Source organism: Pseudomonas sp. ACN5 (assembly GCF_002303975.1).
GTDB classification, from domain to species: Bacteria; Pseudomonadota; Gammaproteobacteria; order Pseudomonadales; family Pseudomonadaceae; genus Aquipseudomonas; species Aquipseudomonas laurylsulfatiphila.
Map to the genome: position 1 here is coordinate 68,838 of NZ_MRCP01000014.1, position 20,890 is coordinate 89,727.

At 60.7% G+C, this 20,890-nt stretch carries 17 protein-coding genes; 11 read left to right on the forward strand and 6 right to left on the reverse strand.

Features of this window, described 5'->3' with window-relative positions:
- Positions 1-69 precede the first annotated feature (69 nt).
- Positions 70-1,377, reverse strand: coding sequence for an ElyC/SanA/YdcF family protein (locus BSF40_RS23650; protein WP_095967003.1), 1,308 nt, complete (start codon positions 1,375-1,377; stop codon positions 70-72).
- Positions 1,378-1,744: 367 nt separating this feature from the next.
- On the opposite strand from BSF40_RS23650, the gene BSF40_RS23655 reads away from it, so the two are divergent.
- Positions 1,745-2,797, forward strand: a complete 1,053-nt coding sequence (locus tag BSF40_RS23655) for a YCF48-related protein (RefSeq protein ID WP_095967004.1) — start codon at positions 1,745-1,747, stop codon at positions 2,795-2,797.
- Positions 2,798-2,825: 28 nt separating this feature from the next.
- A complete protein-coding gene (locus BSF40_RS23660) occupies positions 2,826-5,210 on the forward strand; it encodes an RND family transporter (RefSeq protein WP_095967005.1) in 2,385 nt (794 codons plus the stop codon).
- A 181-nt stretch (positions 5,211-5,391) separates the two neighbouring features.
- On the opposite strand, the gene BSF40_RS23665 is transcribed toward BSF40_RS23660, so the two are convergent.
- Positions 5,392-6,111, reverse strand: a complete 720-nt coding sequence (locus BSF40_RS23665; RefSeq protein ID WP_032829613.1) for a FadR/GntR family transcriptional regulator — start codon at positions 6,109-6,111, stop codon at positions 5,392-5,394.
- Positions 6,112-6,296: 185 nt separating this feature from the next.
- Positions 6,297-8,033, reverse strand: a complete 1,737-nt coding sequence (locus tag BSF40_RS23670) for an IlvD/Edd family dehydratase (RefSeq protein ID WP_095967007.1) — start codon at positions 8,031-8,033, stop codon at positions 6,297-6,299.
- A gap of 194 nt (positions 8,034-8,227) precedes the next feature.
- Here BSF40_RS23670 and BSF40_RS23675 point away from each other — a divergent pair, with 194 nt between their 5' ends.
- The 9 genes from BSF40_RS23675 (at position 8,228) to BSF40_RS23710 (ending at position 15,192) form a co-directional block, all read left to right on the forward strand.
- Positions 8,228-9,550 (forward strand): MFS transporter, encoded by a 1,323-nt coding sequence (locus BSF40_RS23675; RefSeq protein WP_095967008.1) that lies wholly within the window; start codon positions 8,228-8,230, stop codon positions 9,548-9,550.
- 159 nt (positions 9,551-9,709) lie between these two features.
- Positions 9,710-10,702: an AraD1 family protein gene (araD1, locus tag BSF40_RS23680; protein WP_095967009.1), complete on the forward strand. Its 993-nt coding sequence runs from the start codon at positions 9,710-9,712 to the stop codon at positions 10,700-10,702.
- 10 nt (positions 10,703-10,712) lie between these two features.
- The gene (locus BSF40_RS23685; RefSeq protein ID WP_095967010.1) at positions 10,713-12,293 is read left to right on the forward strand and encodes an aldehyde dehydrogenase (NADP(+)); all 1,581 of its coding nucleotides are present in this window, start codon (positions 10,713-10,715) and stop codon (positions 12,291-12,293) included.
- Positions 12,294-12,469: 176 nt separating this feature from the next.
- The gene (locus BSF40_RS23690) at positions 12,470-12,769 is read left to right on the forward strand and encodes a DUF5629 family protein (protein ID WP_172435746.1); all 300 of its coding nucleotides are present in this window, start codon (positions 12,470-12,472) and stop codon (positions 12,767-12,769) included.
- Positions 12,762-13,931, forward strand: a complete 1,170-nt coding sequence (locus BSF40_RS23695; RefSeq protein ID WP_095967012.1) for a lactonase family protein — start codon at positions 12,762-12,764, stop codon at positions 13,929-13,931. Before BSF40_RS23690 ends, BSF40_RS23695 begins: the two co-directional genes overlap by 8 nt.
- 156 nt (positions 13,932-14,087) lie before the next feature.
- A complete protein-coding gene (locus tag BSF40_RS23700) occupies positions 14,088-14,267 on the forward strand; it encodes a hypothetical protein (protein WP_007979950.1) in 180 nt (59 codons plus the stop codon).
- Between the two features lie 217 nt (positions 14,268-14,484).
- Positions 14,485-14,610 (forward strand): hypothetical protein, encoded by a 126-nt coding sequence (locus tag BSF40_RS33150; RefSeq protein ID WP_007979948.1) that lies wholly within the window; start codon positions 14,485-14,487, stop codon positions 14,608-14,610.
- A 115-nt stretch (positions 14,611-14,725) separates the two neighbouring features.
- Entirely contained in the window at positions 14,726-14,938 is a 213-nt protein-coding gene (locus tag BSF40_RS23705; protein ID WP_095967104.1) for a hypothetical protein, read from the forward strand.
- Positions 14,935-15,192, forward strand: a complete 258-nt coding sequence (locus BSF40_RS23710) for a hypothetical protein (RefSeq protein ID WP_015095351.1) — start codon at positions 14,935-14,937, stop codon at positions 15,190-15,192. The genes BSF40_RS23705 and BSF40_RS23710 overlap by 4 nt, the downstream gene beginning before the upstream one ends.
- A 167-nt stretch (positions 15,193-15,359) precedes the next feature.
- Here BSF40_RS23710 and BSF40_RS23720 read toward each other — a convergent pair whose 3' ends face one another.
- From BSF40_RS23720 to BSF40_RS23730, 3 genes are read right to left on the reverse strand one after another with little or no spacing between them, the layout of a single operon-like run.
- Complete coding sequence (locus BSF40_RS23720) at positions 15,360-15,956, reverse strand: glutathione S-transferase (RefSeq protein WP_095967013.1); 597 nt, start codon at positions 15,954-15,956, stop codon at positions 15,360-15,362.
- Positions 15,953-19,594 (reverse strand): AAA family ATPase, encoded by a 3,642-nt coding sequence (locus tag BSF40_RS23725; protein WP_095967014.1) that lies wholly within the window; start codon positions 19,592-19,594, stop codon positions 15,953-15,955. The genes BSF40_RS23720 and BSF40_RS23725 overlap by 4 nt, the downstream gene beginning before the upstream one ends.
- Positions 19,591-20,835 carry an exonuclease SbcCD subunit D C-terminal domain-containing protein gene (locus BSF40_RS23730; protein WP_095967015.1) on the reverse strand — a complete coding sequence of 415 codons (1,245 nt, stop codon included), beginning with the start codon at positions 20,833-20,835 and terminating at the stop codon, positions 19,591-19,593. The genes BSF40_RS23725 and BSF40_RS23730 overlap by 4 nt, the downstream gene beginning before the upstream one ends.
- Positions 20,836-20,890 lie beyond the last annotated feature (55 nt).

Below are 20,890 nucleotides of genomic sequence, written 5' to 3' on the forward strand. Positions count from 1 at the left end.
GGGTTTGTTCGCACCGTCTGTTGAAATACTGAAATGCCCGTATCTTGCGATACGGGCATTTTTTGTGGCTTACACGGTGTCGCGACTGAATGTGAGTTCCAGCGGATTGAAGAGAGACCTGAAGAAATCGTCGACTGTGCGGACGGCTGTCTTGTCTTCCGGGGTCAACTGCGCCGACTTGAATCGCTCAATCATCTGTTGATCAATCGTACGAATAGCACTGATAACCTTTTTATGTTCACCCGCATCTATCGGATGGTCCGCAGTCAACTTATCAGCGAACGTCGTCAGACAATCCTGAGCCGAGGAAAAAAAGGCATCAGGGTAGACGCCTGCATCACTTGGAAGATACTGGGTGTTAAACAAGTAATTCAGTGTTGTGGAAAACTCTCGAATAACGGCCAGATTGTCAGAGAGCGTGGTGTATTTAGCCTCGTCACAGAATGGGAAAGATTCAATCTGAAAAGGCTGTTCGGTATTTACCTTGAGTTGCTGGGCATAGGTATAGGTTTGTCGAAAGACCGCGGCGGGCGTACCGCTGACAATTACGGTGTCCAGTGGTTTTCCATCCTGAATGTCACGGTTGATGATGTCCGCGACGTTAATTGCGTTTTGACCGCTGTTGGTCGAGAACGGATCAACCGTAATCCGTTGTGGGGCGATGCCTTTTTTCATCAGCAACTCTTTAAAGCGGTCACCTTCGGTTTTGTTGGTCGCGATGGCATGGCGATCCGTCGTGCCGTGGCCACCGAAGCCGCTGGTAATAAAGTTGATGAGCTTGCTGTTCGCGAGTTTCTCGGCGATGTATGAGACGTAGGTTTCGTCGTTGTTGCCGTTCAACACAATGTAGCTGCCAGGCTTGTCATGGCTTTTTATCCAATCGGCCATGTCGCTTTTGGAAGGGCTGAGTGAAGTGACCTTGCTGTTGTCGAGGGTCAAGGCAATCGGTGAGGCGAGTACTGATAGACGACCGTTTGCAGCTTCGCCCAAGCTGGACTGAATACGTGTGGCCAGTTCTATGTGTGGCGAGTTGCCTGCAGGTTTTTGTTCGGCGAGTTCATGCCCTTCCTTGATCAGGTTGCGCATGGTGAGCGCGGTGTTCAGGATGCTTTTCGCATTGGCCAGAGTCTGTTCGAATGGCGGTTTCGCCGCGCTGTCATTCGAATAAGGGCGCGCCACGGTGAATAGGCACCCGGAGGTCAAAACATACCCATTGGGAACAGTGAACTGATTAAGGCGGTTGTCCTTTGTCAGCACTAATTCAGCGTTTCCTTGGCGTACATTTTTCAACTCCTTTGAAACAGGTGTGGTATCCGCTGGCTGGGGTCTGGGTTCGAGAGGCTGATTGGATGAGGAGCCGTTTACTGAGGAAATCATTTCACGCCTTCATGGTTAGTAAATTTGAATCACCATAGGGCGGGGGCAAGTTGATATCTGTAAAAAAACGATTATGACTACAGTTCGATTGACTCCGTTGACGAATGGCAACCGGTTGCCTGGAGGTGGCTCGATCAGTTTGTGGAATACCCGACCATTCACCCGGGCCGCATCCCCCCTCGGTTAACAAAACATAACGTGGCGTCGATTGTCAGACATGAAAAAACACCGATAGGATAAGCCAGCTTCCGAAGGGGCTCTGGATGGCGGGTTTCAGGACTATGCTCTGAAACAACCGGTCCAGACACGCACCCTTGCGGCGCCCAGAAAGGTTGAACGACCTAACAATAATAATGGGAGAAGGTCTATGAGTGAGCCTGTCATGGGTGTGGGTATCTGCCGCCCGCCGGCACTGCGCAAATTAGCGTTGCTGGCTACAGCGCTCTCGCTGTTGGGCTCTGCCATGCTGTCGGCACCTGTGCTGGCCGCGGCGGCGCCAGCATCCGATGTTGTTTATTCCATTGAATCGGCCAAGGCTGCCAAAACCCTGATGCTCGATGTCGTCCACGCCGGCAAGCGCCTGGTGGCGGTCGGGGATCGTGGGCACATCCTGTATTCCGATGACCAGGGCGCGACCTGGACCCAGGCCAAGGTGCCGACCCGGGCCCTGCTGACGTCGGTGTTTTTTGTCGATGACAAGCACGGCTGGGCCGTCGGCCATGACGCGCAGATCCTCGCCAGCGAGGACGGCGGGGCGACCTGGACCAAGCAATTCGAAGATCTGAATCGTGAATCGCCGCTGCTCGATGTCTGGTTCAAGGACGTCGACAGCGGCTTTGCCGTGGGCGCTTATGGCTCGCTGATGGAAACCACCGACGGTGGCAAGCATTGGGAAGATGCCAGCGACCGCCTTGACAACGAGGACCAGTACCACCTGAACGCGATCGCCGCGGTCAAGGACGCCGGGCTGTTCATCGTCGGCGAGCAGGGCAGCATGTTCCGCTCCGCTGATTGGGGCCAGACCTGGGAAAAGCTCGAAGGTCCGTACGAAGGTTCGCTGTTCGGCGTGATCGGCACGGCGCAAGCCAATACGCTGCTGGCCTACGGACTGCGCGGCAACCTTTACCGCTCCACGGATTTCGGCAGCACCTGGGAGCAAGTCGAGCTCAAGGCCGAGCGCGGCGACCTGGAGTTCGGGCTGTCCGGCGGCACGCTGCTCGACGATGGTTCGATCGTGATCGTCGGCAACGGCGGTTCGGTGATTCGCAGCAGTGACAATGGCGAAACCTTCAAGGTGGTCAACCGTGCGGACCGTATTTCGGTCTCGGCAGTGACGGCGGCAGGCAATGGCAATCTGGTTCTGGCCGGGCAGGGCGGCGTTCGCGTCACCTCGCCAAACGGTACCGAGTCGGGCAAATGAGCCGGGTTAATAATAAGAAGGCGGAGCTATGACTTCCTTGAGTACACATCACCAGGACAAGGCGACGTTCCTCGAGCGCCTGATCTTCAATAACCGTCCGGCAGTGATCACGATCTGCCTGCTGGTCAGTATTTTCCTGTTCTGGCAGGCGACGCTGATCCGTCCGTCCACCAGCTTCGAAAAAATGATCCCGCTGGAGCATCCCTTCATCCAGAAGATGATGGAGCACCGCAACGATCTGGCGAACCTGGGCAACACCGTGCGGATCTCGGTGGAAGCCACCGATGGCGACATCTTCTCCAAGGAGTACATGGAGACCCTGCGTCAGATCAACGACGAGGTGTTCTACATCTCCGGTGTCGACCGTTCCGGTCTGAAATCGCTGTGGAGCCCCAGCATTCGCTGGACCGAAGTGACGGAAGAGGGCTTCGCCGGCGGTGAAGTGATTCCGCAGAGCTACAACGGCTCCCAGGCCAGTCTCGATTTGCTGCGCAACAACGTGCTCAAGTCCGGTCAGGTCGGGCGCCTGGTGTCCAACGATTTCAAGTCGAGCATCGTCGACATTCCGTTGCTGGAGTCTTACCCGGACCCGCAGGACCAGGGCAAGCTGCTGGCGCTGGACTATCGCAAGTTCTCCCACGAGCTTGAAGACAAGATCCGCACCAAGTTCGAAGCGCAGAACCCGAATGTGAAGATCCACATCGTCGGTTTCGCCAAGAAGGTCGGTGACCTGATCGATGGCCTGGTGATGGTCGTGATGTTCTTCGGCATCGCCTTCGTCATCACCCTGATCCTCCTGCTGTGGTTCACCAACTGCCTGCGCAGTACCGTCGCCGTGTTGAGCACGACGCTGGTGGCCGTGATCTGGCAGCTGGGCCTGATGCACTTCTTCGGCTTCGGGCTCGACCCCTATTCGATGCTGGTGCCGTTCCTGATCTTCGCCATCGGTATTTCCCACGGCGTGCAGAAGATCAACGGGATCGCCCTGCAATCGAGCGAGGCGGACAACGCCCTGACGGCGGCGCGCCGCACCTTCCGTCAATTGTTCCTGCCGGGGATGATCGCGATCCTTGCCGATGCCGTGGGTTTCATCACGCTGCTGATCATCGATATCGGCGTGATCCGCGAACTGGCGATTGGCGCGTCCATCGGCGTGGCGGTGATCGTGTTCACCAACCTGATCCTGCTGCCGGTGGCGATTTCCTATGTCGGCATCAGCAAGCGTGCCGTGGCCCGCAGCAAGAAAGACGCCACCCGTGAACACCCGTTCTGGCGCCTGCTGGCGAATTTTGCCAGCGCCAAAGTCGCACCGGTTTCCATTCTGCTGGCGCTGATCGCCTTTGGCGGCGGCCTGTGGTACAGCCAGAACCTGAAAATCGGCGACCTCGACCAGGGTGCCCCGGAGCTGCGTCCGGACTCGCGCTACAACAAGGACAACAACTTCATCATCAACAACTACTCGACCAGTTCCGACGTGCTGGTGGTGATGGTCAAGACCAAGTCCGAAGGCTGCTCGCGCTATGAAGCCATGGCGCCGATCGACGAGCTGATGTGGAAGATGCAGAACACCGAGGGCGTGCAGTCGGCGATTTCCCTGGTAACCGTGTCCAAGCAAATGATCAAGGGCATGAACGAGGGCAACCTGAAATGGGAAACCCTGTCGCGTAACCCTGATGTGCTGAACAACTCCATTGCCCGCGCCGACGGCCTGTACAACAACAGTTGCTCCCTGGCGCCGGTGCTGGTGTTCCTCAACGATCACAAGGCCGAAACCCTGGATCGCGCGGTGCATGCGGTGCAGGAGTTCGCCAAGGAAAACAACAAGGAAGGCCTGGAGTTCATCCTCGCTGCCGGTAACGCCGGGATCGAGGCGGCCACCAACGAGGTGATCAAGAAGTCCGAGCTGACCATCCTGATCCTGGTGTACATCTGCGTGGCGGTCATGTGCATGATCACCTTCCGTTCATGGGCGGCGACCTTGTGCATTGTGCTGCCGCTGGTGCTGACCTCGGTACTCGGTAACGCCCTGATGGCCTTCATGGGCATCGGCGTGAAAGTGGCGACCCTGCCGGTCGTGGCGCTCGGGGTGGGGATTGGCGTGGACTACGGCATCTACATCTACAGCCGCCTGGAAAGCTTCCTGCGTGCCGGCCTGCCGCTGCAAGAGGCGTACTACCAGACGCTGAAGTCCACCGGCAAGGCCGTGCTGTTCACCGGTCTGTGCCTGGCGATCGGCGTGTGCACCTGGATCTTCTCGGCCATCAAGTTCCAGGCCGACATGGGGCTGATGCTGACCTTCATGCTGCTGTGGAACATGTTCGGCGCGCTGTGGCTGTTGCCGGCACTGGCGCGGTTCCTGATCAAGCCGGAGAAACTGGCGGGGCAGAAGGGCAACTCGTTGTTTGCTCACTGATCCATGCAGAAGTGAAAAAGCCGCAACCTTGGTTGCGGCTTTTTTTTATCTCAAATTCGCACCAGCCCCTGTAGGAGCGAGCTTGCTCGCGATGGTCGTCAACGAAAACGCTGGTTGGCAGATGCCCCGCGGTGCTCTGCGGTTTATCGCGAGCAAGCTCGCTCCTACAAGGGGACGGTGATCAGGCAGGATCGCTACCCAACACCACATTCAACGCGCTACGCGCATCATCGAGCTGCACCAGCGTCGCATGCCGTGCGCCCAGAGCATCACGGTTCTCGATGGCGGTGAGAATCGCCTTGTGCCGCGGCAGCGCCAGTTCATGCAGGTTCGGTCGCTGGTTCGAATGCTTCAAGGCTTCGGCAATCGCCACCGAGAGCATGTTGCACAGATTGGCCAGCAAGTCGTTGTGGGTGGCGTCGGCGATGCGACTGTGGAAGTCCAGGTCCGGCTGCAACAGCGCCTCCGGTGTCGGCGCGGCTTCCATGCGCTGGTAGGCCTCACCGATGGACGCGATGTCCGCCTCGGTGGCGAATTGCGCGGCGAGGGCGGCAGCGGCCGGTTCGATGATGCTGCGCACACTGGTCAGCAGGTCGAAAAACTGGTTCTGCGGACTGCTCTGCATCAGCCAGTGCAGCACGTCCGGATCGAGCATGTGCCAGTCCTTGCGCGGCTTGACCACAGTCCCGACGCGCGGGCGGGAATACACCAGACCCTTGGCAACCAATACTCGGGTGGCTTCGCGCAGCACCGGCCGGCTGACCGCATACTCTTCGCACAACAGCGCTTCGGCGGGCAGTTTGTCGTCCGGCAGGAAACGTCCCGAGACGATCTGCATGCCCAGTTCCTGGACGATGCGCGAGTGCATGCTTTTGCGGTCGGAGGGTTTGCGGTAATCCATGGGGAGCGACGCGGTCCTGTGCGAATAGGTGTCGCGCATGATAGCAGGCGCGGCACAATCTTGAGGCGGGCGTAGATCAAATGTGGGAGCGGGCTTGCTCGCGAAAGCGGTGGGTCAGACAACATATGCGTAGGCTGACACTCCGCTTTCGCGAGCAAGCCCGCTCCCACAGGGGACGGAGGTGATCAGTGGGAGTGACGCGGTACTTCAGCCCCACGGCAACCGACCAGGAAGTCGAAGTCGCAACCCTGGTCCGCTTGCAGCACATGGTCGATGTACAGCTGACGATATCCCCCGACGATCAGATTCTGCGGCGGTTGCAGGTCGGCCATGCGCGCGGCCAGTTCTGCATCGGGAATATCCAGGTGCAAACGGCCGCTGGCGCAATCGAGTTCGATCCAGTCGCCTTCTTTCACTGCGGCCAGCGGTCCACCGGCAGCGGCTTCGGGGGCGACGTGGAGGACAACAGTGCCGTACGCGGTGCCGCTCATGCGCGCATCGGAAATGCGCACCATGTCGGTCACACCCTGGGCCAGCAGCTTGGCTGGCAAACCCATGTTGCCCACTTCGGCCATGCCCGGATAACCCTTCGGCCCGCAGTTCTTCATCACCAGGATCGAGTTGGCATCCACGTCCAGTTCCGGGTCGTTGATCCGCGCCTTGTACATGTCGAAGTTCTCGAACACCACCGCACGTCCGCGATGCTGCATCAGTGCCGGCGTGGCGGCGGACGGCTTGAGCACGGCGCCCAGCGGTGCCAGGTTGCCGCGCAAGACACAGATGCCGCCATCGGCGCGGATCGGGTTGTCGAGGGTGCGGATCACTTCGTCCTCGCCATAAATCGGCGCGTCTTTGGTGTTCTCGCCGATGGATTTACCGTTGACGGTCAGGGCATTCGGGTTCGGGATCAGGTTGGCTTCGCCGAGGCGACGCAGCACGGCCGGCAAGCCACCGGCGTAATAGAACTCTTCCATCAGGAAGCGTCCCGACGGTTGCAGGTCGACGATGGTCGGCATGCCGCGACCGATACGGGTCCAGTCGTCGAGGTCCAGCTCCACGCCAATGCGCCCGGCGATGGCTTTGAGGTGAATCACCGCGTTGGTCGAACCGCCGATGGCGGCGTTGACGCGAATGGCGTTTTCGAAGGCTTCCCTGGTGAGGATCTTCGACAGTTTCAGGTCTTCACGCACCATCTCCACGGCACGCATGCCGGACATGTGCGCCAACACATAACGGCGCGCATCCACGGCCGGGATCGCGGCGTTGTGGGGCAGGGAGGTACCCAGTGCTTCGGCCATGCAGGCCATGGTCGAGGCCGTGCCCATGGTGTTGCAGGTGCCGGCCGAGCGGGACATGCCGCCCTCGGCCGCGAGGAAGTCGTCGATGCTGATGGTGCCGGCCTTGACCTGTTCGCTGAGCTGCCAGACCACGGTGCCGGAGCCGATGTCCTTGCCCTTGTGCTTGCCGTTGAGCATCGGCCCGCCGGTGACGACGATGGCCGGCACGTCGCAACTGGCGGCGCCCATCAGCAGTGCCGGGGTGGTTTTGTCGCAACCGGTCAGCAGCACCACGCCATCGATCGGGTTGCCGCGAATGGCTTCTTCCACGTCCATGCTTGCCAGGTTACGGGTGAGCATGGCGGTAGGACGCAGGTTGGATTCGCCGTTGGAGAACACCGGGAACTCCACCGGGAAGCCGCCGGCCTCGATCACACCACGTTTGACGTGCTCGGCAATCTGGCGGAAATGCGCGTTGCACGGAGTCAGTTCCGACCAGGTGTTGCAGATGCCGATGATCGGCTTGCCATCGAACTGGTGGTCGGCAATGCCCTGATTCTTCATCCAGCTGCGGTACATGAAGCCGTTCTTGTCGGCCGTGCCAAACCATTGGGCGGAGCGCAGGGTGGGTTTCTTATCAGACATGATCGGTTCTCTTATTGTATGACTATATTGTTCGAGCTGAGGCGTAACATAAGCGCAAATTGCGATGTTTGGAAGTGTTGTTGCGCAAATAGTATTACTATATAGTCCGCTCAAACGGAGGGATGGTCCTGGCGGATTTTTCGCGAGAGGCGTCCCCCGAGGTTCCATAACAACAACAATCGGAGACCGATCTCATGAGCCAGGAACTGCGGCTTATCCGTCGCATCACGCTGAAACTGATTCCCTTCCTGATCCTGCTGTACCTGATCGCCTACGTGGACCGCTCCGCAGTGGGCTTCGCCAAACTGCACATGGGCGCCGACATCGGTCTGGGCGATGCGGCGTACGGACTGGGTGCCGGGCTGTTCTTCATCGGCTACTTCCTGCTGGAAATCCCCAGCAACCTGATGCTCGACCGCTTTGGCGCACGGCGCTGGTTCGCGCGGATCATGCTCACCTGGGGCGCCATCACCATCGGCATGGCTTTCGTCCAGGGGCCGAACAGCTTCTATGTGATGCGCTTTTTGCTCGGCGCCGCCGAGGCCGGTTTCTTTCCCGGTGTTCTGTACTACATCACCCAATGGTTCCCGGTGCGCCATCGCGGCAAGATCCTCGGGCTGTTCATCCTCTCGCAACCCATTGCGATGATGATCACCGGCCCCGTGTCCGGCGGCCTGCTGGGTATGGACGGCGTGCTCGGGCTGCACGGCTGGCAGTGGCTGTTCATTGTCATTGGCATCCCGGCGATCCTGCTGACCTGGCCTGTGCTGCGCTGGTTGCCGGACGGCCCGCAGCAAGTGAAGTGGATGGACCAGGCGGAAAAAGACTGGCTGAGCGGCGAGCTGAAAAAGGACCTGGACGCGTATGGCCAGACCCGTCACGGCAATCCGCTGTACGCCCTCAAGGACAAGCGCGTCCTGTTGTTGGCGCTGTTCTACCTGCCGGTGACCCTGAGCATCTATGGCCTCGGCTTATGGTTACCGACCCTGATCAAGCAGTTCGGCGGCAGCGACCTGGTGACCGGTTTCGTTTCCGCGGTGCCGTACATCTTCGGCATCGTCGGCCTGCTGATCATTCCTCGCAGTTCCGACCGCTTGAATGACCGCTACGGCCACCTCGCCGTGCTTTACGTGCTGGGTGCGATCGGCCTGTTTCTGAGCGCCTGGCTGTCGGTGCCGGTGCTGCAACTGGCGGCACTGTGCCTGGTGGCATTCGCGTTGTTCTCCTGCACGGCGGTGTTCTGGACCTTGCCGGGCCGCTTCTTTGCCGGCGCCAGTGCGGCGGCGGGGATCGCCTTGATCAACTCGGTGGGCAACCTCGGCGGCTACCTCGGCCCATTCGTGATCGGCGCACTCAAGGAATACACCGGCAACCTGGCTTCGGGCCTGTATTTCCTGTCGTGCGTGATGGTGTTCGGGCTGGTGTTGACCGGTGTGGTGTATCGCTTGCTGGAACGCAAGCACGTGTTGCCGGCCGATGAGTTTGCAGCGAGTGCGCGTGGGGCTTCCCGTACCTGATTTTGAGAGTTCACACCGACCAAATGTGGGAGCGGGCTTGCTCGCGAAAGCGGAGTGTCAGTCACTGGTGATGTCGGGTATGACGGCCTCTTCGCGAGCAAGCCCGCTCCCACATTGGTTCTGCGGTGATTTGAAGTTTTGTTTTACAGGAGAAAATTCATGCGTTTGGTTCAATTCGAATTGAGTAACGGCGAACGCCGTGTCGGTGTGGTCGACAACGGCCTGGTCCGTGAAGTGCAAGACGCGCGCACTGTTCGCGACCTGGCACTGGCGGCGATTGAAGCGGGCGCGAGCCTTGAACAACAGGTGCAGAGCCTGGGGCTGGGCATCAGCCATGACTATGCCGATCTGCTGACGCAACGGCGCATCCTGCCGCCGCTGGATCATGCGGACCCGGCGCACATGCTGGTCAGCGGTACGGGCCTGACCCATCTGGGCAGCGCGTCGGCCCGGGACAAGATGCACCAGCAAAGTGGCGACGAAACCGCGATGACCGACACCATGCGCATATTCAAATGGGGCGTGGAGGGCGGCAAGCCGGCGGCGGATCAAGCCGGCGTGCAACCGGAATGGTTCTACAAAGGCGATGGCAGCATCGTCGTAAGGCCAGGCCAGCCGTTTCCAATGCCACCGTTTGCCGAAGATGCCGGTGAAGAACCGGAGATCGCCGGCCTGTACGTGATCGGTCACGACGCCAAGCCGTATCGCCTGGGTTTTGCCGTGGGCAACGAGTTCTCCGACCACGTCATGGAGCGCAAGAACTACCTGTACCTGGCCCATTCGAAACTGCGTAGCTGCAGCTACGGCCCGGAACTGCGGGTGGGCGAGCTGCCGCAGCATCTGGCGGGCACCAGCCGCATCCTGCGCAACGGCGAAGTGCTGTGGCAGAACGAGTTCCTCAGTGGCGAGGCGAACATGTGCCACAGCCTCGCCAACCTGGAATTCCATCATTTCAAGTACAGCCAGTTCCTGCGCCCGGGGGACGTGCACATTCACTTCTTCGGCACCGCGACCCTGTCCTTTGCCGACGGCATTCGCACCCGACCGGGTGACGTGTTCGAGATCACCCAGGCCGAGTTCGGCGCACCATTGATCAATGGCATCGCACCGGTCCCGGCGGCTTTCGAGCCCGGCACCGTCGGCACACTTTGAGGACTTGTCCATGACCCGGATTCTTGGTCACAACTACATCGGCGGCCAACGTAGCGCCGCCGGCAGCGTCAAGTTGCAGAGTGTCGATGCGTCGACGGGGGAGGCCTTGCCCCACGATTTTTCTCAGGCGACACCGGAGGAGGTCGATGCGGCGGCCCACGCAGCAGCGATCGCCTATCCGGCCTATCGCAGCCTGAGCGCGGAGCGACGGGCGCAGTTTCTCGATGCCATCGCCGATGAACTGGATGCCCTCGGTGACGACTTTGTCGCTGTCGTCTGCCGCGAAACGGCGTTGCCCGCAGGCCGGATTCAAGGCGAACGTGGGCGTACCAGCGGGCAGATGCGCCTGTTCGCCAAAGTACTGCGTCGCGGTGATTTCTACGGCGCGCGAATCGACCGGGCATTGCCTGAGCGTCAGCCGTTGCCACGTCCGGACCTGCGTCAGTACCGCATCGGCCTGGGGCCAGTGGCGGTGTTTGGTGCCAGCAACTTTCCGCTGGCGTTCTCCACCGCCGGTGGCGATACCGCCTCGGCGCTGGCCGCCGGGTGCCCGGTGGTGTTCAAGGCCCATAGCGGCCACATGGCCACCGCCGAGCAGGTGGCCGATGCGATCATTCGCGCTGCGGAAAAAACGGGTATGCCGGCCGGTGTGTTCAACATGATCTACGGCGGGGGTGTCGGCGAGGCACTGGTCAAGCATCCGGCCATCCAGGCCGTGGGGTTCACCGGTTCGCTCAAGGGTGGTCGAGCCCTGTGCGACATGGCCGCGGCACGTGCGCAACCGATTCCGGTGTTCGCCGAGATGTCGAGCATCAACCCGGTGATTGTCTTGCCCCAGGCATTGCAGGTGCGGGCCGACACGGTTGCCCGGGACCTCACGGCTTCGGTGGTGCAGGGCTGCGGGCAGTTCTGCACCAATCCGGGTCTGGTGATCGGCATTCGCTCGGCGTCGTTCAGTGCCTTTGTGCAGCAAGTGGCCGGGCTGATGGGCGACCAACCGGCGCAAACCATGCTCAATGCCGGCACCCTGGGCAGCTACGGTCAAGGCGTGCAAAAACTGCTGGCGCATCCGGGAATTGAACACCTGGCCGGCAATCCGCAGCAGGGCAATCAGGCCCAACCGCAGCTGTTCAAGGCCGATGTCCGTCTGCTGCTCGATGGCGATGAAGTCCTGCAAGAGGAAGTGTTCGGGCCAACCACCGTGGTGGTCGAGGTCGCGGATCAGGCGCAACTGACGGCCGCCCTGAACGGCCTGCACGGCCAATTGACCGCCACCGTCATTGGCGAGCCGCAAGACTTCGAGCAGTTCGCCGGGCTGACGGCATTGCTGGAGCAGAAGGTCGGACGCATCCTGCTCAATGGCTATCCGACTGGTGTGGAAGTCTGCGATTCGATGGTCCACGGCGGGCCTTACCCGGCAACGTCCGATGCGCGCGGTACATCGGTGGGTACACTGGCCATCGATCGTTTCCTGCGCCCGGTGTGTTTCCAGAACTACCCGGACAGTTTGCTGCCGGACGCGCTGAAGAACGGCAATCCGCTGCGCATCCAGCGACTGGTGGATGGCCAATCGTCCCGCGAGGCGTTGTAACGGTTTACCACAATCCCTGTGGGAGCGGGCTTGCTCGCGAAAGCGGAGTGTCAGCCAACAGAGATGTTGAATGATAAACCGCCTTCGCGAGCAAGCCCGCTCCCACAGTTTTGTGTGAAACTTTGGTCGGGTGCTTGCGCTATCATTGGTGCTTTCCCATTCAAAGATTGACTGCCATGACTTCCGCAACCGACACCCTGCTCAACGTCCTCGAACACTGCGATATGGTGGAAATCGACGGTTTGCACGCTTTCGAATTCTCCCTCGATGAATTCGACAACCTGCACATCGAATGCATGGATGGCCGCGCGGCCAAGCACTGGGAGTTCACGCCGGCGCAAATCCAGGCGGCGAGCTTCGATCCAACCCTGCAAAGCTGGCTGATTACCGGTGAATCCGGTGAGCACCGGTTGGTGTGCATGACCGCATACCGCGGTGACAACGATGACGGCGAAGACGCGCAAGACGATGCGTAACCTCTGGCCACTGTTGATGGCCGGCAGCATCGGCGCGATGGGCGTCCAGGCCGCATCCGCCGAGGACTATCAACTGCTGGTGGGCTCCTACACCGCCGGGCAAAGCCAAGGCATCTACCGCCTGGCGTTCGACAGCACCACCGGGCAGATCAACGCCAGGCCCTTGCAAGTGGTGAAAAGCGAAAATCCATCGTGGTTGACCCTGTCGAAAGACCAGCGACACCTGTTCGTGGTCAACGAAAACGGCCCGGGCCAGGTTGATCCGGTCGGGCGCGTCAGCAGTTATGCGATTGATCCCAAGACCCACGGGCTGAGCCTGATCAGCCAGGTACAAAGCCTGGGCAACGAGCCGACCCATTCGAGTCTCAGCGTCGATGGCAGCCATTTGTTTGTCAGCAATTACTCGGTGGCCGAAGACCCCGGCGGTACTCTCGCGGTGCTGCCGGTGGCGGCCGATGGCAAGCTAAAACCGGTGGTGCAGATGAGCAGCCGCCCGGCGAGCCGGGTCAACCCCGAGCGCCAGGCCTCGGCCCACGTACATTCGTCCATCCCGTCGCCGGACGGTAAATACGTGTTCTCCATCGACCTTGGCGCCGACAAGGTGTTTGCCTACCGTTTCGACCCCAAGGCCAATCCGCAGCGGCCACTGACCCCGGGCAACCTGGCATTCGTGCAACTGCCGCCCGGTAGCGGACCGCGTCATCTGCTGTTCAGCGCCGATGGCAAACACGCCTGGCTGACCATGGAAATGAGCGCTCAGGTGGCGGTGTTCGATTACCACGACGGCACGCTAGAGCAGACGCAGATGGTCGACCTGGCTGCCGGGCAACCCGTCTCGGACAAGGCAGCCGCCGCGTTGCATGCCTCGGCCGATGGCAAGTTCCTCTACGTCAGCAACCGTGGCACGGCCAATCAACTGCTGGTGTTTGCCATTGATCCGCTAACCGGACGCCTTACCGAGCTGCAACGCCGGGCGGTAGAAGGTGACCATCCGCGGGAGTTCAGTCTCGACCCGAGCGGCAAATTCCTGTTGATCGCCAACCAGAAGAGCAACCAGATTGTCGTCGTCGAACGCGACGCCAAGAGCGGTCTGTTGGGTAAAACCGTGCAAAAACTGCCGATGGACGCCCCGAGCGACCTGAAGTTTCTGCTGCGTCAATAAGCCGCAGGCCCCGGTTGATGGGGCCTGCCTGCTTTTATCAATGACGCTGATATCTGGTACTGCTACAAAGCATTTCAAGGCGCGAACCCTCGAGGGTTAAGTTTGCTTCACGGCCCCACCGGGCAAGCAAGCCAACTGAATCCGAGGAATACCGCCATGAACTTCAACATCTTCTCTGTCATCGCCGCTTCCGCCATTTCTGCCACCGTTGCGCTGCCAGCCAGTGCCAACGTTGAAATCAGCGACAAAAAAGCCCACACCCAGAGCTACACCCAGAAATACCTGCAACAGAGCGCCAACTTCTACGCCGCGCTGGATCACAAGACCCAAGCCTGAACTTCCCCCCCTGCCTTTATGCAGGAGCGAAGTCACTGATGATCGAAGCGCCTGATGCTGAGAAGCAGGTGTCGAAAACGATCAGAGTGATGTCGCTCCTGCATAACGCATTTGCGACAGCATCAGTTTGCCATCAATGTTGCGCTTGATATCACATAGCCATACGTTTAAATTGACGCTGATTTTTTGACTCCTCCTCACGGCAAGGATCGGCAGCATGGTGACGCGTCTGGCATTGGTTCTTCTGTTTCTCTATTCCACCCCTATTTTGTCGGCATCCGACGCTGTTTCCGGTGAACCGGATGCTGCGCGCGAGCGTTTGATGAGTTTTATTGAAGACTGAAATAGTCTGGCTTAATGATCAACGAAGCTGATGATCACTATGGATAACCCTGAGTGGTTACCCAGGCTTTTTTGATCGATTCTGTGGGCATTGAAACATGCCTGCGGAGAACATCATGGCCAGCGCAATTCTCACTTCTGCCAAACTCGGTGCCTATGTAGCGATCGGCCTGTACCTTGCCATGGTGCTGTTGGTCAGCCTGTCAGCCCAGTCACAATCCAGCTTCGAAGCGCCGATTCAGGTCGCTCATCCCGGCATCCAGTTTGACCACCGTGCGCAAAACGCCAGCGTTGATCAGGCTGAACTCGCAGGAGTCGCCGGCGCATGAAAGGGCACAGACTTTGGGTCATCGCCTTCCTGGCGTTCATGACCAACGGATCCTCCCTGTTGGGGATCGGACAGGGCTCGGCGGGCTCGGTGGCACGCGCCATCGAAGCCAATCACAACATTGCCCGCAACATCGAAAATGCCAATGCGCAGGGCATGCTGGCCGGCAATCCGCCGATCAGGAATGAAGGCGTGGTTTTCGGCCCGTTCCATGTGGATTGCTCGGCGATCGGGATGTGTGAGGTGTTGGCTTGAACTCTGCTGGTCACTGAATCCTTTGTGGCGAGGGAGCTTGCTCCCGCTCGGCTGCGCAGCAGTCGTAAACCGGTTGATATGGTTTACCTGAAGAATTGAGTGCAATGGATTTGGGGCTGCTTCGCAGCCCAGCGGGAGCAAGCTCCCTCGCCACAGTGTCGGTGTGCTTACTTGCGCATCACACTGGTAAACAGTTCAGACTCCAGAAACCGCTGCAACCAGTCCTGTAACCGCCGATACGGCGTCTGCGCAAACCATTCACGGTCGACGTGGGCGAACTGCCTCACGAAGGGCATCAGCGCTACGTCGGCCAGGCTTGCATGGTCGGCCAGCAAATAGTCGCGTCCCTCCAGCAACTCATCCAGCCTTTGCAAAAACACCTCGCCCTCGGCGCGATACGCCTCCATCGGTTGCCCGGGATAACGCTCGGCGTACTTGTAGCGGTTCAAGTGCACCTTGAACACTTGATCGTTCTGTTCGATCAGCGGGGCGATCTGTGCCGCTGCATCAGGATCATCCTTGAGCAGCCAGTCTTGCGGATCGTTCTGTGCCAGGGCCCAGCGCATGATGTCGAGGCTTTCGTCGATCACCCGGCCATCGGCGCTCAGCACCGGCACCGTGCCTTTGCCCGACAGCGCGAGCATCTCGGCGGGCTTGGCCTTCAGGCTGACTTCGACGATGTCCACGGCCACTGCCGAATAACGCAGGGCCATGCGTGCGCGCATGGCGTACGGGCAGCGGCGGAAGGAATACAGCGTGTTCATTTCACCTCCAGGGTGCTCAGGCCGTTGCCCTGGCGGCGGACCTGGATCTGCACCGGAATCCGTTCATGCATTTCCTGTACGTGGGAAATCACCGCGACCTTGCGGCCCTGGGCCTGCAAGCCGTCGAGGGCGTCCATGGCCAGTTGTAGGGACTCCGGATCGAGGCTGCCGAAGCCTTCGTCGATGAACAGCGACTCGATTTTCAGCGTGCTCGATGCCATTGAGGCCAGGCCGAGGGCCAGTGCCAGCGATACCAGGAAGGTCTCGCCACCGGACAGCGAATGCACCGAACGCAGTTCGTCGCCCATTTCGGTGTCCATCACCAGCAACCCGAGCATGCTGCCGCCGCGCTTGAGGCGATAACGGCGCACCAGTTGGCGCAATTGCACGTTGGCGTGATGCACCAGCAGGTCGAGGTTGTAGGCCTGGGCGATCTTGCGGAAGGTGTCGCCGGTGGCGGAGCCGATCAACGCATTCAGGCGTGCCCAGCGTTGATACTCGTTGTAGGCGTCGGCAATCTGTTGGGCCAGGGCCTGATTGGCGTTCTGCCGGCGCTGGTCTTCGACCTGCTCGGCGCGCAGTTCGGCGCAGTGCTGTTCGCTGGCGGCGAACTGATGTTGCAGGTCGGTGAGGGCGGTGGCGAGTTGCTCGGCATCGAGGTGGCCGTTGTGCCGGGCTTGATGATCGAGCAATCGCTGATCACGCTCCTGCAGCAGCACCTTGGCCTGTTCGATGGCTTTTTCGTTGTGTTGCAAGCGTTGGCGCAGTTCGCTGACTTGCGTGTCGTCGACCCGCAGCAGATCTTCGAGGCCACCGTCATCCAGCTCGGGATGTCGGCCGCGCCAGTCGGCGATTTTGTCGGTGAGATCGCGATCTTCGTTTTCCAGCGCTTGCAAACGCTCCTGCTGCGCCTTGAGTTCGGCGGCGATTTGCACCCGTTGCGTACTTACGTGCTGCAGCTCCTGCGCCGTTGTTGCCTGGGCACTGCGTGCTTGCTCTACGGCGTTTTCCAGCCCTTGCTGCCACTGCTCGGCGCTGCCGTGCTCGCCCAGCAGTTGTGCAAGTCGGAGCTGGCAAGCCGTTTGCTGTTCGGCCAGTGCAGTGAATTGTTGCTCGGCGATTTGCTGCTGTTGCACGCGGGTTTGCTGGCGATCCTGTTCTTTCTCAAGCGTCTGTTGACGCTGTTGCTGCTCGGCAAGTTCTTCCTTCTGCTGATCGAGCTGTGTGAGGCGTTCGGCGATCTGCCGATCCAGTTGCATGAACGTCGCAGCAGGCTCCATCCGCAGCGCTTCGAGGGTTTCGGCCGGCAGCAGACTGCCGAACGCGGTGAGCTCCTCGTCGAGCCGCTGACGGTCGCTGCTCAGTTCGCGCTGCTGGTTGCTCAGGTGCTGGGCCGCTTGCTGATGCGCGGTTTCGGCGTGGCGCAATTGCTGGGTCAGGCGCGCGGCGTCCTGCTGCAGGGTGAGCAGGGCGCGCTGACGCTGTTCGTCCTGAGTGATGCTCTGGTTCAACTGATCGTTTTGCCGGCTCAGCCAGGCGTCGCGCTTTTCGGCGTCCTGGTCCAGAAGTTGTGCGGCCAGTGGGTGAGCGTCGAGGCTCGGTGCCAAGGCTTGTTGTTGGGCGTCCAGTTGCTCCTGTTGTTGCAGCAGCTCCTTTTGCCGGGCGATGACGCCCACCACCTCGGCGCGCAATTCGGTGAGCTTTTCCTTGAGCTGGTCGACCGCTTGCTGCGCCCGGGCCTGTTCGTTTTCATCGTGGCGACCGAGACTCTGCAGCAGCGCTTCGGGCTGATGGTAAGGATGCTCGTGACTGCCGCAGACCGGGCACGGCTGGTCGTCCTGCAACTGCGTGCGCAACTCTTCGACACTCGCACTGCGGGCCAGACGTTGGCGCTCCAGCAGTTCCCGGGTGACGTTGAAGGTTTGTTCGGCGACCGTCAGTTCGGCTTTGGTTTTCACCCCGTCCTGAGTCAGGCGCTCACGTTCCTGTTGCGCGGCGAGCTGACGCTGTTGCAGTTCGGCGCCGCGCTTGTCCAGTTCCTGCTGGCTGGCCCACAGCCGCGTCAGGTCTTCGATGGCGCGCAGCTGTTTACGGTTGTCCTGCAACAGGTTGCCGAGGATGCCGATCTGCTCGGCCACGGCGTCCGGCTCCGCACCAGCCTCCTTGAACAGCACTTCAAGTTGCTGCTTTTGCAAGGCGAGTTCTTCGCCGAAGCGGGTGGCGTTTTGTTCGAGGGTCGCCAGCTCGGCCTGGCCTTTGTTCAAGCGATTGCCGATCAGCATCAACTGTTGCAGGCGATCCCGATAGGCATTCCACGCGTCGCTGAGCGGCGCCAGATGGGCGCTTTGTTCAAGCTCGGTGGCGATACGCTGCAAACGTTCGGCAACCTGGTGCTGCTTTTCCAGCAAGGCTTGAATGGCGCTTTGGCCTTGGGCGCAGGCTTGTTCTGCGTTGTGCTTCGCCTCGGCGCTGAGGGCGGCGTCCCTGGCCAGGCGGGCGAGGGTGCTTTGCTCTTCGAAGGCCTGACGCAGTAGCGGAGCACTGTCGGTTTGTCGTTGTTGGGCTTCGCTCAGGGCGATTTGTGTGGCCGAGAGGTTTTGCTCCAGCACCGTCTGGCGTTCAGTCAGTTCGTGCTGCTGCCGGGTATGGGCAGCAACCTGTGCGGCCAGTGGCGTCAGCAGTGCATCGAGTTCGGTTTTGCGGGCGAACTGGTGCCGTTGCGGGCCGAGTTGTTCCAGCCGTGTCAGCTTCAAGCGTTCGCTGGCCAGACCTTCCCAGTGCTGTTGGGCGCTTTGAAGTTGCTCGGTCGCTGCGAGTTGAGCGTCCTGCAACTGACGCAAATCCTTGAGCCAGGTGTGCTGCTGCTCAAGCTGTTTGAGTTGTGCCTGCTGCAATTTCTGCTGTTGTTGCGCTTCGTTGAAGCGCGCATCCAGTTCTGCACGGACCTGCGGCGCCAGCGGCGTCACACCGCTGGCCTGATCCTGCAGCAGCTTGTGAACCTCGCGAGCCTCCTTGGTCTTGTCGAAGGCGCGACGACCGAGACGGGTGTAGAGCGCCGTGTCGGTGAGTTTCTCCAGCAGTTCGCTGCGGTCGTTGTCGTCGGCCTTGAGGAATGCGCTGAACTCGCTTTGCGCCAGCAGCACGGCACGGGTGAACTGTTCGAAGTTCAGCCCCAGCGCGGCTTCGAGCTGAGCCTTGTATTCGCCTTTCTGGCTGGCCAGCAACTGGTCCTGATCGATGTCCCGCAAGCTCTGGCGGCTGGCCTGCAGCTTGCCGGCGGCCTTGTCCCGGGCGCGGTTGGCTTCCCAGCGGGCGCGGTAACGGCGGCCGTCGACTCCGACGAAATCCACTTCCGCATAGCCTTCACCGGTGCCGCGCCGCAGCAGGGTTCGCGGGTCACCGGTGCCGATTTCGCCGTCGGCGTCCGGCACTTTCGCGTCGCGGCCGGTGTTGTTCAGGCGTGGTACGGCGCCAAACAGCGCCAGGCACAAAGCATCGAGCAACGTGCTTTTACCGGCGCCGGTGGGGCCGGTGATGGCGAACAGTCCGGCACTGGCCAAGGGTTCGGCGGTGAAGTCGATTTCAAAGGGCCCGGCCAGGGAGGCGAGGTTTTTCAGGCGGATCGCGAGAATTTTCATGGCTGTTCGCTCTCCATCTGCACGTCTTGCAACAGCTCGGCAAAGTCCTTGAGGGTCTGCTCGTCGACCTCGCTGCCGTAGTTGTCCTGCCAGGCACGGCTGAACAGCTCCTGGGGCGTGAGCTGGTCCAGTTCGATCAGCGTGCTGCCCTCATCGGCACCGTCACGGCTGCCGTTGCCAGCGTACTCGGCGGCGATGCGCACCAGGCGCACGGCCTTGCCTTGCAGGGCGGTTTCCACTTGATTGCGCAGGTCGGGCTGCGGCTCATCGAGGCGCACCCGCACCTCCAGCCAGGGTTGGCGCTGGATGTCGGCCAACAGGTCGATGTCCGGCAGGTCCGCCAGCTGCAGCAGGATCTCGCTCAAGGGCGCCGGACCGATGCGTTGCAGGTTGACCGCGCGGGGAATCAGTTTCGGCTCGACGCTGACCAGGGTTTCGCCGTCGAGCGTGATGTCGAGAATCTGGTGCTGATAGCTGATCTCGGAGAACGACAGCGGAATCGGCGAGCCGCTGTAGCGGATGCGCTCCTCGCCGTTGACCTTCTGCGGTTTGTGCAGGTGGCCCAGGGCAACGTAGCTGATGCTCGGTCCGAACAGGCTGGCGGGCAGGGCTTCGGCATTGCCGATGATCAGGCTGCGCTCGGAGTCTTCCGACACCGAACCGCCCGCCATGTGCGCGTGGCTGATGGCGATCAGTGCCTGGCCTGGCGTGCGCCTAGCGTTGGCCGCTTCGATCAGCCATTCGTGCACCTGACCGATCCCGCGCAGGTAGTTGTCGCCCAAGTGCGCGCCGGTGACTTCCGCCGGGCGCAGGAACGGCAGCGCCAGGCACCAGGCGGTGACTTCACCACTGGCGTCAGGCAACGGCAACAACAGGCGCTCGGCATCCAGCTGTCCGTCATCCAGCCACAGCACACGACCGAGCGCATGGGTGCGCAAGCGCCGCATCAAGGGGGCCGGCAGCTCGATCCGCGAGCCGGAATCGTGGTTGCCGGCGATCATCACGATGGTCAGCGACGGCTGCTGCTCGTGGGCGCTGACGATGAAGTCGTAGAGCCGCTCCTGAGATTTGACCGGCGGGTTGACCGTGTCGAAGATATCGCCGGCGATCAACAGCACATCCGGCTGATCCAGCTTCAGCTGGCGCAACAGCCAGTCAAGAAAACAGCCGTGTTCGAAATCGCGATCCTGGCCGTGCAGGTTTTGCCCCAGGTGCCAGTCGGAGGTGTGAAACAAGCGCAAGGCGGACTCCGGTACAAAAAACAGGTGGTGGCCGCGTGAAAAATGAAGGCGGCGA

Bases quoted from the DNA above. Each gene is read 5' to 3' on its own strand.
- BSF40_RS23685 (WP_095967010.1), top strand. From the start codon at position 10,713: ATGACCCGGATTCTTGGTCACAACTACATCGGCGGCCAACGTAGCGCC.
- BSF40_RS23720 (WP_095967013.1), bottom strand. From the start codon at position 15,956: ATGAACACGCTGTATTCCTTCCGCCGCTGCCCGTACGCCATGCGCGCA.
- BSF40_RS23675 (WP_095967008.1), top strand. From the start codon at position 8,228: ATGAGCCAGGAACTGCGGCTTATCCGTCGCATCACGCTGAAACTGATT.
- BSF40_RS23650 (WP_095967003.1), bottom strand. From the start codon at position 1,377: ATGATTTCCTCAGTAAACGGCTCCTCATCCAATCAGCCTCTCGAACCC.
- BSF40_RS33150 (WP_007979948.1), top strand. From the start codon at position 14,485: ATGGTGACGCGTCTGGCATTGGTTCTTCTGTTTCTCTATTCCACCCCT.
- BSF40_RS23710 (WP_015095351.1), top strand. From the start codon at position 14,935: ATGAAAGGGCACAGACTTTGGGTCATCGCCTTCCTGGCGTTCATGACC.
- BSF40_RS23695 (WP_095967012.1), top strand. From the start codon at position 12,762: ATGCGTAACCTCTGGCCACTGTTGATGGCCGGCAGCATCGGCGCGATG.
- araD1 (WP_095967009.1), top strand. From the start codon at position 9,710: ATGCGTTTGGTTCAATTCGAATTGAGTAACGGCGAACGCCGTGTCGGT.
- BSF40_RS23655 (WP_095967004.1), top strand. From the start codon at position 1,745: ATGAGTGAGCCTGTCATGGGTGTGGGTATCTGCCGCCCGCCGGCACTG.
- BSF40_RS23660 (WP_095967005.1), top strand. From the start codon at position 2,826: ATGACTTCCTTGAGTACACATCACCAGGACAAGGCGACGTTCCTCGAG.
- BSF40_RS23700 (WP_007979950.1), top strand. From the start codon at position 14,088: ATGAACTTCAACATCTTCTCTGTCATCGCCGCTTCCGCCATTTCTGCC.
- BSF40_RS23705 (WP_095967104.1), top strand. From the start codon at position 14,726: ATGGCCAGCGCAATTCTCACTTCTGCCAAACTCGGTGCCTATGTAGCG.
- BSF40_RS23690 (WP_172435746.1), top strand. From the start codon at position 12,470: ATGACTTCCGCAACCGACACCCTGCTCAACGTCCTCGAACACTGCGAT.
- BSF40_RS23670 (WP_095967007.1), bottom strand. From the start codon at position 8,033: ATGTCTGATAAGAAACCCACCCTGCGCTCCGCCCAATGGTTTGGCACG.
- BSF40_RS23725 (WP_095967014.1), bottom strand. From the start codon at position 19,594: ATGAAAATTCTCGCGATCCGCCTGAAAAACCTCGCCTCCCTGGCCGGG.
- BSF40_RS23665 (WP_032829613.1), bottom strand. From the start codon at position 6,111: ATGGATTACCGCAAACCCTCCGACCGCAAAAGCATGCACTCGCGCATC.